Here is a 14,094-nt window from a genome sequence, read left to right as displayed (position 1 = left end):
GGGGACCTTCGGGGCCGGTGTCAGGGGAGCCCGCTCGGTGCGGGCCGGGTGCCGCTGATCCGGCCGTGCGCGTCCCAGGGCAACGCGGCGGTTTCGGCGGAGATCCGTTCTGGCAGATCACCCCGCCCCCGGGCGGTCGCCGGTTCGGTCGACCGGCCGCCGACCGGCACGGCACGACGCCCGGGCCCGCCCATGTCCTCGCGCGCCCTGTCGGGTACCAGCATGGAGCGGTGCAGCCGCCGCAGCTGCGGCGAGGGCTCGATGCCGGACTCGTCGCTCAACCCGGCCCGCAGCCGGCGGTACACCTCCAACGCCTCGCAGGACCGCCCCGACCGGTAGAGAGCGACCATCAGGTGGGCGCACAGTCCCTCGTGCCGGGGGTGCCGCAGCACGAGCGCGGTCAGCTCTCCCACCAGTTCGTGGTGCCGCCCCAGCAGGAGGTCGGCGTCGATCCGCCGGTCCAGGACGTTCAGCCGCATCTCCTCCCACCGCCTGGCCACTTCCCTGAGGTGCCGGCCGGTGGGGACTCCCGACAGAGGGCTGCCCCGCCACCAACCGAGCGCCTCCGCGAACCTGGTCGCGGCCAGTTGTGGGTCGCCCGTCTCCCGCGCGCGGTGGCCTTCGGCCGCCAGCCGCTCGAAGTGCCACACGTCCACCTCCTCCGGCGCCACGTTGAGGACGTACCCACCGGGGCAGGTCTCGAGAAGCCGCTTGGCCTCGCTGTCGGCCCTGCTCGGCGAGAAGCCCGACTTGCTGATCGCGGTCGCCAGCAGACGGCGGAGCTGGAGGACGTAGGTCTGCACTGTCGTGCGCGCCGACCGGGGTACTCGGCTGGCCCAGAGTTCCTCGACCAGCTCGTCCAACTCAACGGTCCTGGCTGCCCGGGCGGCGAGCAGTGCGAGCACGGTTCGTGGTTTCCGTGCCGTCGGAGTGGCCAGCACACCGTGATACCGGATAGCGAGCGAGCCAAGTAGTTCAATCCTCATAAATCCCCCAGTTCGAACAAACACTCCTCGCGAATTCGTCAGGCATGCACCGCCACAGCTGCGCACTTCGTTGTCGGTTGAGGTGGACGCCGGCTTCGTATGGTGCGGGACCCGGTTGTCGAGCGGCGAAATCCTGGACGTGTCCCCTCTGCTGTCCACCCAGCTCCGGCGATGACGGGCGAACCGTCCCCGAGGAGCCTCGCCCTGACGAGAGTCGTTCGGTATCGAACCCCTTCCCACTTCTGGTGGCACGGATCGACCTCTCCAGGGAAGCACGAGGATCCGAACCGGGAAACCGACACGATCGGTTCTTATTATGACACCGCCAGTTCGCAATTGGCAGGCTTCTTGACGAGGAAAACTCTTCGTGGTCCGGTGACGAACACGAGCGGGTGGCGGGAAAAGGACCGCCACCTCCGCTCGTTATTCGTTCCTCGTCATTCCTCCGTCCGGGAGCGGTCCCGGCCCTGATCCCGAGCTGGGTCAACGACTCCAACGCCGGGCCGAGCGGGGCGTCGGGGGCCGGCCACACGTTGTCGTCCCGGCGAATGCCCGTCCCGGCCACGGGGGCGTGGCCGGGAACGACCTGGGGGCGTGCCGGGGCCTCCGGTTCAGCCGGACTCGACGACGGGCTGTTCGAACTGCGCGGCGTAGAGGCGGGCGTAGGCGCCGCCCGCCGCGAGGAGTTCGTCGTGGGTGCCCTGTTCGACGATGGCGCCCTCCTCCATCACCACGATCCGGTCGGCGTCCCGGATGGTGGAGAGGCGGTGGGCGATGACGAAGGCGGTCCGGCCGCTGCGCAGCTCGGCCATCGCCCGCTGGATGAGCACCTCGGTGCGGGTGTCCACCGAGCTGGTCGCCTCGTCGAGGACGAGGATCGACGGGTTGGCCAGGAAGGCCCTGGCGATGGTGATCAGCTGCTTCTCGCCGGCGCTGACCCCGCCGCCCTCCTCGTCGATGACGGTGTCGTAGCCCTCGGGGAGGGTGCGGGCGAAGTGGTCGACATGGGCGGCCTTCGCCGCCGCGATGACCTGTTCCCGGGTGGCGTCCTTCGCGCCGTAGGCGATGTTCTCGGCGATCGTGCCGCCGAACAGCCAGGTGTCCTGGAGGACCATCCCGGTGGTGGCCCGCACGTCGGCCCGCGTCATCGTGGCGGTGTCGACCCCGTCGAGGGTGATCCGGCCGCCGGTGACCTCGTAGAAGCGCATCAGCAGGTTCACCAGGGTGCTCTTGCCGGCCCCGGTTGGGCCGACGATCGCGACCGTCTGCCCGGGTTCGGCGACGAGCGACAGGTCCTCGATCAGCGGCTTCTCCGGGTCGTAGCGGAAGGAGACGTGCTCGAACTCGACGCGGCCCCGCACAGTCGGCAGCCGGTGTGGCTCGGCGGGGTCCGGTTCCTCCTCCTCGGCGTCGAGGAAGTCGAAGACCCGTTCCGCGGAGGCCACCCCGGACTGCACCAGGTTGGCCATGCTCGCGACCTGGGTGAGCGGCTGGGTGAACTGGCGGGAGTACTGCACGAAGGCCTGCACGTCGCCGATGGTGAGCTGGCCTGAGGTGACCCGCAGGCCGCCGACGACCGCCACCAGCACGTAGTTCAGGTTCGACACGAACATCATGCTCGGCTGGATGAGGCCGGAGATGAACTGGGCGCGGAAGCTTGACCGGAAGAGTCGTTCGTTGCGCTCGCCGAAGACCTCGGCGGCCTCCCGCTGGCGGCCGAAGGCCCGCACCAGCGCGTGCCCGGTGTACATCTCCTCGACGTGGCCGTTGAGGTCACCGGTGCTCTTCCACTGCTCGGCGAACTCGGGCTGGGCCCGCTTGCCGATGAGGGCGGTCACCAGCACCGCCGCCGGGATGCTGAGGAGGGCGATCAGCGCGAGCAGCCAGGAGATGGAGAACATCATCGCCAGCACCGCCACCAGGGTCAGCAGGGAGACGATGACCTGGGAGAGCACCTGCTGGAGGGACTGGGCGACGTTGTCGATGTCGTTGGTGACCCGGCTGAGGACCTCGCCCCGGGACTGGCCGTTGAAGTGCCGCAGCGGCAGTCGCGCGAGTTTGGCCTGGGCGTCGCGGCGCAGCCGGCCGGCGGTGCGCTGGACGGCGCCGTTGGTGAGCCGGCCCTGGACGATCCCGAAGCCCGCCGACGCCACGTACACGGCCAGCACCCACAGCAGGACGGTGCCGAGGGCGCCGAAGTCGATTCCGGCGGCGTCGGGTCCGAAGGCGCCGTCGACCACGAGGTCGGTGGCGTAGCCGAGGATGCGGGGTCCCGCGACGCTGAGCGCCACGCTGGCCAGGGCCAGCACGAGGACCACGACCATCGCGGTGCGCTCACGGGTCAGCAGTCCGAGCACCCGCCGCCCGGAGCCGAGGAAGTCGCTGGACTTCTCGTTGGGGGGCCGGCCGGCGCTCTGGGGTGCGTGCCGGTCCTCGCTGGTGGTTCGGGCGCTCACGCGGCCTCCTCCTCGGTCAGCTGGGAGAGGACGATCTCCCGGTAGACGTCGTTGTCCGCCATCAGTTCCGTGTGCGTTCCCGAGCCGACGACGCGGCCGGCCTCCAGCACGAGGATCTTGTCGGCGTCGCGGATGGTGCTGACCCGCTGGGCGACGATGACGACGGTCCGGTCGCTGGTCTCCTGGGCGAGCGCGGCCCGGACCCTGGCGTCGGTGGCGTAGTCGAGGGCGGAGAAGGAGTCGTCGAACAGGTACACGGCGGGGCGTTGGACCACGGCCCTGGCGATGGCCAGGCGTTGTCGTTGTCCTCCGGAGACGTTCGTCCCGCCCTGGGAGACCGGTGCCTCCAGCCCTTCGGGCCGGGAGCGCACGAAGTCGGCGGCCTGCGCGATCTCCAGCGCCCGCCACAGTTCCTCGTCGGTGGCGTCCGGGTTGCCGTACCGGAGGTTGCTGGCGATGGTCCCGGAGAACAGGTAGGGGCGTTGGGGGACCACGGAGACGGTGCGGGCCAGCAGCGCCGGGTCCAGGTCGCGGACGTCGGTGTCGTCGACGAGCACCGCGCCGCCGCTGACGTCGGCCAGGCGTGGGACGAGGCTCAGCAGGGTGCTCTTGCCGCTCCCGGTGCTGCCGATCACGGCCGTCGTCTGCCCGGGGCTGGCGAGGAAGCTGACCTCGCGGAGCACCGGGTCCTCGGCCCCGGGATAGCGGAACTCGACGTCCCGCAGTTCCAGGCCGCCGGTTCCCGGGAGCTCCCGCACCGGGTCCTCGGGCGGTCGTACGGTGCCCTCGGTGGTCAGCACCTCCTGGATGCGGTCGGCGCAGACCTCGGCGCGCGGCACCATCATGAACATGAAGGTCGCCATCATGACCGCCATCAGGATCTGCATGAGGTAGCTGAGGAACGCCACCAGTGCGCCGACCTGCATGGCGCCGCTGTCGATCCGGCCGGCGCCGAACCAGGTCACGGCGACGGTGGCGAGGTTGACGACGAGCATCACCAGCGGGAACATCACGGCGATCAGCCGGCCGATGCGCAGCGCGGTGTCGGTGAGCGCGGTGTTGGCGGTCCGGAAGCGGTCCCGTTCGTGGTCGTCGCGGCCGAAGGCGCGGATGACCTGGAGGCCGTTGATCTGTTCCCGCAGGACCCGGTTCACGCCGTCGATCCGCTCCTGCATCGTGCGGAAGAGGGGGCGCAGCCGGGAGGCCAGGGCGACGACGACCAGGCCGAGCGCCGGTACGAGTGCCACCAGCAGGCCGGAGAGCGGGACGTCCTGGTTGAGGGCCAGCACGATGCCGCCGACGCACATGATGGGGGCGGTGACCATCAGCGTGCAGGTCATCAGGACCAGCATCTGGACCTGTTGGACGTCGTTGGTGGTGCGGGTGATCAACGAGGGGGCGCCGAACTCGCCGAGTTCGCGGTTGGAGAAGGACTGCGTCCGGTGGAACACGGCGGCGCGGATGTCGCGGCCCACGGACATCGCGGTGTGGGCGCCGAGGTAGACGGCTCCGGCCGCGCAGGCGACCTGGAGCATGGTGGCGCCGATCATGACGGCGCCGACGGTGAGGATGCGGCCCTGGTCACCGGGGATGACGCCGTTGTCGATGATGTCGGCGTTCAGCGTGGGCAGGTAGAGGGTGGCGACGGTCTGGACGAGCTGGAGCAGCACGAGTAGACCGAGTCGGCCGGTGTAGGGCCGTAAGTGGACTCTGAGCAGCGCGATGAGCACGCGGTCTCCACGTGTCGGGCGCGACGGGTCGCGCGTGTGGTGGGTGGCGGTCGGAAGGTCAGCACAGGTTACATCACAAGTGATGCATCATCGGTGATGAGTGTCGGCTGTTGTAGCGTGAGCGCGTGGACGGGTTCGTGCTCTACCTACTCGGGCGCAGGCTGATGAAACTGGGTGAGGACGCCATTCCCGAGGGCGGCTTCCACGGACTGCCGGCCAGTGCCCGCACCATCCTGCTCGACGTGATCGAGCACCCGGGCAGTTCCATCGGTGACATCACCGAGCGCACCGGGTTCCTCCAGAGCCAGGTCTCGGGCGCGGTGGCGCGGTTCCGGGCCGAAGGGGTGCTGGAGACCACCGTGGACCCGGCCGACCGGAGGCGAACGCTCGTCGCGCCCTCGGCCAACATCCGCGAGTGGGGCCGGAGCCGTCCGGTGGCACCGATCGACCACGTCATCGACCGCGCTCTCGGCGGCGACGACGTGGAGGCGCGGGCCGAGGTGCTGGCGATGTTGGACGGGCTCGCGCGGCGGTTGTGCGTCCGTTCCTGAGCTGGGGGAGCGGTGCGGCGTTCGTCCATCCGGAGTGCCCGGCCGGTGGGCCGCGAGGAGGATCCACCCCGGGATCCTCGCTCCCGTTCGAGGGGCGCGCACCCCGTTTTCCGAATCTCGGCGCTCTCCTCCTCGTCCTGACCGCTCGCCACCGTCGGTGCGCCGGTTGGTCGCCGGCCGGTGGCCACCGCGGAGGGAGGGTGAGGCCCTGCCCCGGGTGCCGCTCCGGGGTCCCCCGTCGGGTGACGTCATCGGTGGTGTTGGCGCGGGGCGGAAGCCCGCCCCAGATAGCGATAATCGTTTTCAGTATGCTGGTGGTCCCCGCGAGCGCCGGAACGTCGCCGGGAGGCGACCCGGTACGAGTCCAGGGCCCTCGGTCCGACCGCGCCGCACGTCGACCGCGCAACAGTCGAGGAGCAGACCGATGGTCGCCCCCGTGGCCGAACACCCCACGCCGCCGCCCGACCAGGGCCGCCCGCTCCGCCGGGACCCCGCCTTCCTCCGGCTCTGGTGTGGCGCGACACTGTCCGGCCTTGCCACCTGGGCCCTGCCGTTCCTCCTGGGGTTCGCCGTCGTGGACGGCACGCTCGGCGTCGGGCAGCTTGGCGTGGTCCTGGCCGCCCGAACGGTCGGATTCCTCGCCGCCGTCCCCGTGGGCGGTGTGCTCGCCGACCGGCATTCCCGTCGCGCCACCGTGCTCTGGTCCGGGTTGGCCGCGACCGCCGCCACGCCCCTGGTCGTGGTGGGCCTCGGGTGGTCGACCACGGTCACCGCGATCGCGGCCGCCGTCGTCGGCTGCGGCCAGGGCGCCTGCCGGCCCGCCTACCAGGCGCTGACGGCCGAGGTCGTCGTCGAGGAACGCCGGCAGCGGGCGAACGCGGCGATGAGCCTGGCTGTGCGCGGCACCACCCTCGCCGCCCCGGGGCTGACCGCGATGCTGGCGGTCCTCCTGGACACGTCGGCCCTCATCCTGGGCACCGCGCTGATGTGGTTGGGGGCCGCGCTGCTGCCGCCCGCCGGCGCCTCCGCGCCCCCGGCCCGAGCGGAGGCGGGGAGGTCCGCCTCCGTCGTGGGTGAGTTCCTCGACGGCCTGCGGGAGGCGCGGCGGCACCCGTGGTTCCTGGCCGGGCTCGCCGCGCTCTCGGCGGTGATCGCCACGGGTTACTCCGCGACCGGCGTGATCCTGCCCCTGGTCAGCCGCGACCACTACGACGGCGAGTTCGTGCTGGTCGCCGCCACCACCGGCTACACGCTGGGGGCCCTGGGATTCGCGGTCGTCGTCGCCAGGTGGCGGCCCCGGTCGCCGGGGTGGGCCTCCCTGTTCGGGCTGGGTCTCTACGGCTTCGCGCCGCTGGCGATGATGCTGGAGGCGCCGCCGGCGGCGGTGGTCCTCGCCTACGTCCTCGCGGGGGTGGGCATCGAGCTGTTCAACGTCCTGTGGTTCACCGCCATCCAGCGCGAGGTCGAACCCCGACTGCTGGCCCGGGTCTCCTCCGTGGACTTCCTGTTCTCCTACGGTCTGGCCCCGGTCGGCCTGGCGCTGATCACCCCGGCCGTGGCGGCGGGCGGGGTGTCGACGACCCTGGCGGTGTGCGCGGTGGTGTGCTTCCTCGCGCCGGCCCTGGCGGCCTGCGCTCCGGGAGCGCGCGGCTACTCGCGCCGTTCCGTCGACCGCTGAGCCCGACCGCTGAGCCCGACCGCTGAGCCCGCCGACTGGGGTGGTGGCCCCCGGCGGGGGAAGGGTGTGTCGTTCGACTCCGGCGGATCCCACGCGGACCCGGACGGGCTCCCGTGTTCCGCCCGTCGGGTCGGCGGCCGCTCCTCCCGGCGAGGCCGTCCCGCGTTCTCCTCGCTCGGCCCCCTCGTCCATCGAGGACGATCCGCGCCATCGCCCGGTCGGTCGCCGGCGCGGGGGATGGGGTTCCTGGTGATGCCAGCGGGAACGCAGGTTCCCCACGTCGTTCGCGGTGCAACGGCCGGACGGCCCGCCGTGGGGCTCGGGCCCTGGGCGTCGAGTGCGGACCGGGGCGAGGTCCGGCGTGACGACGGCGCATCCCCAACGACGCGACCGCCGCTCCAGCCCGACGACGATCCCGAGGTCGAGGCAGCGGAGTGGCGCTGGTCACTGTGGAGCCGGGATCACCCGTGCTAGCTTAATGAAAACGGAAATCAAATCTATTGGAGCGCGGGTGACCTCCACGACCAACACGCCGGAGGACCGTCTCCCGGCCCACGACGACGCCCCAGAGCGGACGGAGGGCCAGCACCCGCCACCACGTCCCGCCCCGAGCTGGACCGGGCTGGCCGTCGGCGCCGTCGGACTCATCGTGCTCCTCGCCGGCTCCGTGGTGCTGGCCATCGGCCTGGGCCCGAGCGTCATCTCGCCCGCTGACACCGCCCGGCACCTCTGGGCAGCCCTCACCGGCGGCCCCATCCCCGCCAGCGAGGTCACCGTCCAGCAGATCGTCTGGCAGGTCCGCACCCCCCGGGTGCTGCTCGCCGTGGTCGTCGGAGCCGGCCTGAGCCTCGTCGGCGTCGCCATCCAGGCGATGGTCCGCAACGCCCTCGCCGACCCCTTCATCCTCGGCGTCTCCTCCGGGGCCTCCGTCGGCGCCGTCAGCGTCTCGGTGTTCGGCGGCCTGGCCGTGCTCGGCGTCCACGCGGTCTCCGCCGGCGCGTTCCTCGGCGCCCTCGGCGCCTCCGCCCTCGTCTACCTGGCCGCCCGCTCGCGCGCCGGGGTGACCCCGCTGCGCCTGGTGCTGACCGGGGTGGCCCTGTCCTTCGGGTTCCAGGCCGTGATGAGCCTGCTCATCTACCTCGCGCCCAGCGGGGAGGCGACCAGCATGGTGCTCTACTGGACGATGGGCAGCTTCGGGGCCGCGACCTGGAGCACCCTCCCCCTGGTCGCGGTCGCCGTCCTGGTCGCGGTCGTCGTCCTCGTCAGGAACGCCCGACGCCTCGACGTGCTCTCGCTCGGGGACGAGACCGCCGTGAGCCTCGGCATCGACACCCACCGGCTCCGCGTCGGCCTGTTCGTCCTCACCTCGGTGGTCACCGGCGCGATGGTCGCCGTCAGCGGGGCCATCGGCTTCGTCGGACTGGTGATCCCCCACCTGACGCGGATCGTCGTCGGCGCCAGCCACGGCAAGGTCCTCGTCATCGCCCCCCTCGTCGGCGCCGTCCTCATGGTGTGGGCGGACCTGCTCGCCAGGACCCTGGTGGCCCCCCGCGAGCTGCCGTTGGGCGTCATCACCGCCCTGGTCGGCGTCCCGGTGCTGCTCACCCTGATGCGGCGCCGCGGCTACCTGTTCGGAGGACGTTGACCCGTGGAACTCACCCTCGACCGCCTCTCCGTCACCGCCAACGGCACCACCCTGCTCCGCGAACTGAGCCTGGACGTCCCCGGCGGGGGCGTCGTCGGGCTGGTCGGGCCCAATGGCTCCGGCAAGTCGACGGCGTTGCGCTGCGTGTACCGGGCACTGCGACCCCACACCGGCACGGTGCGGATCGGCGGCGACGACCTCCACGCGCTCCCGCTGCGCGACAGCGCCCGCCGGCTGGCGGCGCTCACCCAGGAGAACACCGTCGACCTGGACTTCACCGTCCGCGAACTCGTCGCGCTCGGCCGCACCCCCCACAACGCGGGCAACCAGGCGCTCAGCCGCCGGGAACGGGACCTGTGCGAGTGGGCGATGGAGCGGATGGACGTCGCTCGCCTCGCAGACCGAGGCGTGCTCACCCTCTCCGGTGGGGAACGCCAACGGGTGCTCGTCGCCAGGGCGCTCGTGCAGGAGCCGAGCGTCCTCGTGCTCGACGAACCCACCAACCACCTCGACGTGCGACACCAGATCCAGCTGCTCTCCCTGCTGCGGGGCAGCGGGCTCACCGTGCTCGTCGTGCTGCACGACCTCAACCTCGCCTCGGCCAGCTGCGACCGGCTCGGTGTCCTGCGGGACGGCCGCCTGGTGGCCGCCGGTCCGCCGACGGAGGTCCTGACCGCCGAGCTGGTCCGCGACGTCTTCGGCGTCGAGGCCACCGTCGTCACCCACCCGGTGACGGGGGACCCCCAGCTGCTGTACGCGCTCACCACCCACGACTCCGGAAGGACCACCCCGTGACCGCCCCCGCCCGCCGAACCAGCACCCGTCGCCTCCGCACCAGGACGGCCGCCCTCGGTATCACCGCCGCCTCCGTGCTCACCGCCGCCTGCGGCGCCACCGTGGAGGAGACCGCGACCGGCGGCGGCACCGTCACGGTCCCCCGGTGCGGCGAACAGGTCGAGTACCGGTTACCGGAACGCGCCGTCGCCTACGAGGCCGGCAGCGCCGACAAGCTGTTCGTCCTCGGCCTGACCGACCACGTCCACGGCTACGTCATGCCGCCGGCCAACCCGCCCGTCGAGGAGTCCCCCTTCGCCGAGGACTACGCGGCCGTCGAGTTCCTCAGCGACGACCTGCTCAACCGGGAACTCGTCGCCGACGCCCGTGCCGACCTGGTGGTGGCCGGCTGGAACTCGGGGTTCAGCGACGAGCGCGGCATCACCCCGGAGATCCTCGACGGGTTGGGCATCCAGAGCTTCATGCACACCGAGAGCTGCTACAACTACCCGGGCCACCCGGAGCGGGTCAGCCCGTTCGACGGGCTCTTCACCGACCTGGAGCGGCTGGGCGCGATCTTCGGGGTGCGGGACCGCGCCGACGAGGTCGTCGCCGAGTTGCGGAGCCGGGTCGAGGCGGTGGAGGAGAACGTGCCCGAGGGCGAGGGGGTGCCGGTCTTCCTCTACGACTCGGGGACCGCCGAACCCATGACCGCCGGGAACCAGGTGCCGCCGAACGACATCATCCGCATCGCCGGCGGGCGCAACATCTTCGAGGACGTCGACGCCCGCTGGAGCACCGTCGGGTGGGAGTCCGTGGTGGAGGCCGAACCGGAGGTCGTGATCATCCTCGACTACGGCGACCAACCCGCCGAGGAGAAGATCGACTTCCTGCGGTCCTTCCCCGCCACCACCGACCTGCCCGCCGTGGTCAACGACCGGTTCTTCGTCCTCGACTACAACGAGGGCATCAGCGGCCCCCGCAACGTCGACGGCCTGGAGAAGTTCGCCGACTACCTGCGCGACCTCGACCTCTGACCCGCCACCCCGCCACCGCTCCGCCCGTCAGCCCGTTGACCACCCGCGGACCCGGGGGATCAGCGGGTGGCACCCGCCTGTCCCGAGCACCGCGCCCGGTCCCGCGCTGGCCTCACTCGACGGCGAGTGAGGCCAGCAACGCGGCCAGTCCCGACGGCGCCCGCCCGACCACCCGACCACTGGTGATCACGGTCGCGGCCGAGTCGTAGCGGACGCGGAAACCCCCGGCGTCCAGCCGTCGCCAGAGGCCGTGGTCCTCGCCGTGCGCCACCGCGCCGAACCCACCGACCGCCTCGAAGGCGTCCGCCCGCACCCCGAGGTTCGCGCCGTACACGTTGCCGTGGCCCTCCGGTCGACGGGCCCGCTCCAGCACGTCCCGGTAGCGGATGCGCGCCAGCCGCGACGTCGGGGGACTGGACAGCCGGGCCGCGCCAGCCACCGCGTGCGCGCCCTCCGCGCACCGGGCCAGGTGTTCCGAGGCCCACCTCGGGGTGACGACGGTGTCGGCGTCCGTGTGCAGCAGGAGCGTGCGCTCGGCCGGGTGCGCCGACAACAGGGTCCGCACGCTGTCCACCCCCAGGTCGCGAACCTCCCCGATCGTCAGCTCCGCGTCGTTGCCGAGCACGACCACCCGGCGGTGGCCGGCCAGGGCGTGGCGAGCCACCACCTCGGTGGGGTCGGCGCACCGGTCGGCCACCACGCACACCGCCGACTCCACACCCGGCGGGAGCGCTCGCACCGACCGCAGCACCGACCGCAGGCACGCCCCGACGAGCTCCGCCTCGTCCCTGGCCGGAACGACGACCCCGACCGCGCCGATCACCGCCGCTCCAGCACGTGCGTCACGAACTCCTCGTCCTCGTGCGCCACCAGGCACCGGAGTTCGGGGCGGGACACCAGGCGCCGGTGGGCGTCCCACCCGCTCCTCGGGGCCTCGGGCGCCCACGGCAACCAGTGCGCGGCGAGGAGGTGCCCGCCGGGGCGCAGGACGGTGACGGCCCCGTCCAGGGTGGCCGTCAGGTCCTGGTCGTCGAGGTAGTAGAGGATCTCGCTGAGCACCACCAGGTCCACCGGGCCGGCGGGCAGGCCCGCCGGCAGCCTGCCGTCCCGGACCCGCACCCCCGGCAGGTCGGAGGTGGCGCGGCGGGCGGCGCGGACGGCCGCCGGAACGGCGTCGAAGGCGTCCACCCGGTCGCACCGCCCCGCCAGGGCGCGGGTCAGGTGGCCGGGTCCGCAGGCGGGTTCCACCGCGTGCCCGTAACGCTCGCGCGGCAACGCCGAGAGGAGCACCGCCCGGCGCCGTCGTTCGTACCAGCAGTTCCCGTCCCACGGGTCCGCCCGCCGCTCGTACAGCTCGACGAAACGGCCCTGGGGAGCCGTGCCGCCCCGGGGTTCGCGGAAGAGCACCTCACCGTCGCGGTCGAGGTGGCTGAGCATGTCCTCGTCCAGGATCGGGTCCTCGCCGCGCGGCCCTGGTTTGAGCTGGGACGTGAACTCGGCGATGGCGGCGCCCCTGGCGGCGCGGTCATCCGAGGACAACGGGTGGAGCAGCGCCCGGTCCCACGGGATCGACCGGTCCTCGGGTGCGCGCCAGTGCCACAACCAGATCGGGTAGGACCACCGGTGGGCCCCCACCGGCGCGGCGGCCGCCGCCGCCCGCCCCGCGGCCCGGTGGTCCGGGTGCGGGTCGTCGTGCCAGGGGAACAGGCAGAGGTCGCTGTCGGCCATCAGCTCCCGCAACACCGAGACCAGGGCGTCCTCGTGCTCGGCGAGCCCGCTGTCCGGCAGCCCCAACCACACCGGGTCGACCCCGTCCAGGCCCATCCGGTCCAGGGCGGCCCGCAGCTCCCGGCGGCGGATCCCGGCCAGCTCCGCCCGTTCGTCGGCTGGGGAGTCGGGGAACGCGGCCTCGCCGTCCGTGGCCACGACCAGCACCACCTCGGTGCCCTGCCGGTGCAGGTGGCGGACGACGCCGCCCGCGCCCAGCGTCTCGTCGTCCGGGTGCGCGGCCACCACCGTGGCCCTCCTGGGCGCGGGAAGCCGGCGTCGGGGAACACCGGCCAGCGCGGGACGCCAGCACGCCTCCACCGTGTGGTCGCCGGTCATCGGGCACCCCCGTCGACGACGTGCCGTCCGAGGGAGGCGAGGTCCCGTTCGCCGTGGTGCTGCCGGACGTAGACCTGGAGATCGGCCAGCCGCCTCGGCAGGTCGCGGTCCCGGGTCAGCCCCACCGGGCCCACGACCCGGGGGGCGCGATCGAGTACGTCCCTGGCCGTCGACTCGGCCGCCGCCCTGGCGAGATCCACCACGAGCGCGGTCCCCGCGTCCCCGGAGCCCCCGGCCCGGCCGTCGTCGAGCTCCCCGGCCGTGCGGACCAGCAACGCGTCGGTGGCCGCGATGGCGGTGCGCAGCGCGCCCAGGTGGGCGGCCTGGTGGTCGTCGACGTGACCACGATCCCGGAGGAACTCGACCACGCGATCCACCACCCCCACCGCGCCGCCCAGCCACACCGCCGCGACGCCGGCCCCACCCAGCGCGAAGCCACGCCGACGCACGTACCAACCCCGGCCGCCGACGGTCCGCTCGACGGGGACGCCGTCGAGGACCACGTCCCCGCTGTCGGAGACGTCCATGCCCACCGCCCGCCACGTCTCGGGGTGGGCGTGGACCCCCTCGTGCCCGAGGTCCACCTCGACGAGCCGCTCGTCGGCGACGACCAGGGCGCGGTCGAGCGCGCTGCTCCCCGAGCAGAAGCGGACCAGCCCGGAGGCACGGCCGTCGACCAGCTCCGCGCCCGTGCCGCCCGAGCGGGAGGCCCACACGCCGTAGAGGGCGTTCGGCTCGGGCACCGCACCGGCCTCCGCGAGGATGGCGGTGGCGTCGGTGTGGCCCTCGGCGAGACGGGCCAACACCAGGTCACGCCTGCCCAGCTCGCACAGGGCCGACCACCGGGCGGCGGTGTCCCCCTCCCCGGGGAGGGGCAGGTCAAGCGTCCCGGCGGTGACCAGGGACCGCAGCTCCTCGGCCACCGTCATGACGGTGCGGGGCTCGGCGAGACCCTTCGGTGGTAATTCGGCGACAAGGCTCCTCGGTGGCGGGTTCTCCTGGTGCATGGGAGCGGCATACCCGGTCGCCTGGTGAACTACCCGTCACCCTCCCCGTCGTGTGACACGCCACCCGACGTGGGGCAGGGTCGGCAGGCCGCCCGGAGAGGGATGACGAGGTCCGCCAGTGGCC

The 14,094-nt window shown here is 72.7% G+C and carries 11 protein-coding genes; 5 read left to right on the top strand and 6 right to left on the bottom strand.

From position 1 onward, the window contains the following. Positions 1-20 precede the first annotated feature (20 nt). The 3 genes from C1701_RS00440 to C1701_RS00430 form a co-directional block, all read right to left on the bottom strand. Positions 21-905: a BTAD domain-containing putative transcriptional regulator gene (locus tag C1701_RS00440; RefSeq protein ID WP_016700131.1), complete on the bottom strand. Its 885-nt coding sequence runs from the start codon at positions 903-905 to the stop codon at positions 21-23. Positions 906-1,597: 692 nt separating this feature from the next. After that, a complete protein-coding gene (locus tag C1701_RS00435) occupies positions 1,598-3,442 on the bottom strand; it encodes an ABC transporter ATP-binding protein (protein WP_103055289.1) in 1,845 nt (614 codons plus the stop codon). After that, positions 3,439-5,172, bottom strand: a complete 1,734-nt coding sequence (locus C1701_RS00430; RefSeq protein ID WP_026420171.1) for an ABC transporter ATP-binding protein — start codon at positions 5,170-5,172, stop codon at positions 3,439-3,441. The genes C1701_RS00435 and C1701_RS00430 overlap by 4 nt, the downstream gene beginning before the upstream one ends. A 125-nt stretch (positions 5,173-5,297) precedes the next feature. Here C1701_RS00430 and C1701_RS00425 point away from each other — a divergent pair, with 125 nt between their 5' ends. The 5 genes from C1701_RS00425 (at position 5,298) to C1701_RS00405 (ending at position 10,857) form a co-directional block, all read left to right on the top strand. After that, positions 5,298-5,723, top strand: a complete 426-nt coding sequence (locus C1701_RS00425; protein ID WP_026420172.1) for a MarR family transcriptional regulator — start codon at positions 5,298-5,300, stop codon at positions 5,721-5,723. A 424-nt stretch (positions 5,724-6,147) separates the two neighbouring features. After that, on the top strand, positions 6,148-7,401 hold the full coding sequence (locus tag C1701_RS00420) for an MFS transporter (protein WP_030107120.1): 1,254 nt from the start codon (positions 6,148-6,150) through the stop codon (positions 7,399-7,401). A 511-nt stretch (positions 7,402-7,912) separates the two neighbouring features. Beyond that, entirely contained in the window at positions 7,913-9,046 is a 1,134-nt protein-coding gene (locus C1701_RS00415) for a FecCD family ABC transporter permease (RefSeq protein ID WP_337662034.1), read from the top strand. Between the two features lie 3 nt (positions 9,047-9,049). Then, positions 9,050-9,841, top strand: a complete 792-nt coding sequence (locus C1701_RS00410; protein ID WP_026420175.1) for an ABC transporter ATP-binding protein — start codon at positions 9,050-9,052, stop codon at positions 9,839-9,841. Continuing rightward, a complete protein-coding gene (locus tag C1701_RS00405; RefSeq protein ID WP_026420176.1) occupies positions 9,838-10,857 on the top strand; it encodes an ABC transporter substrate-binding protein in 1,020 nt (339 codons plus the stop codon). Before C1701_RS00410 ends, C1701_RS00405 begins: the two co-directional genes overlap by 4 nt. Before the next feature lie 112 nt (positions 10,858-10,969). On the opposite strand, the gene C1701_RS00400 is transcribed toward C1701_RS00405, so the two are convergent. From C1701_RS00400 to C1701_RS00390, 3 genes are read right to left on the bottom strand one after another with little or no spacing between them, the layout of a single operon-like run. Then, positions 10,970-11,680, bottom strand: coding sequence for a glycosyltransferase (locus tag C1701_RS00400; protein ID WP_103055287.1), 711 nt, complete (start codon positions 11,678-11,680; stop codon positions 10,970-10,972). Next, positions 11,677-12,963: a bifunctional PIG-L family deacetylase/class I SAM-dependent methyltransferase gene (locus tag C1701_RS00395; RefSeq protein ID WP_103055286.1), complete on the bottom strand. Its 1,287-nt coding sequence runs from the start codon at positions 12,961-12,963 to the stop codon at positions 11,677-11,679. Before C1701_RS00395 ends, C1701_RS00400 begins: the two co-directional genes overlap by 4 nt. Beyond that, positions 12,960-13,970, bottom strand: a complete 1,011-nt coding sequence (locus C1701_RS00390; RefSeq protein WP_245588927.1) for an acyl-CoA dehydrogenase family protein — start codon at positions 13,968-13,970, stop codon at positions 12,960-12,962. The genes C1701_RS00395 and C1701_RS00390 overlap by 4 nt, the downstream gene beginning before the upstream one ends. Positions 13,971-14,094 lie beyond the last annotated feature (124 nt).

Origin of the sequence: Actinoalloteichus sp. AHMU CJ021 (assembly GCF_002895405.1) — a bacterium.
Lineage (GTDB): Bacteria > Actinomycetota > Actinomycetes > Mycobacteriales > Pseudonocardiaceae > Actinoalloteichus_B > Actinoalloteichus_B caeruleus.
The sequence above is the reverse complement of the archived record's forward strand: the minus strand, read 5'-3'. Positions and strand labels throughout refer to the sequence as shown.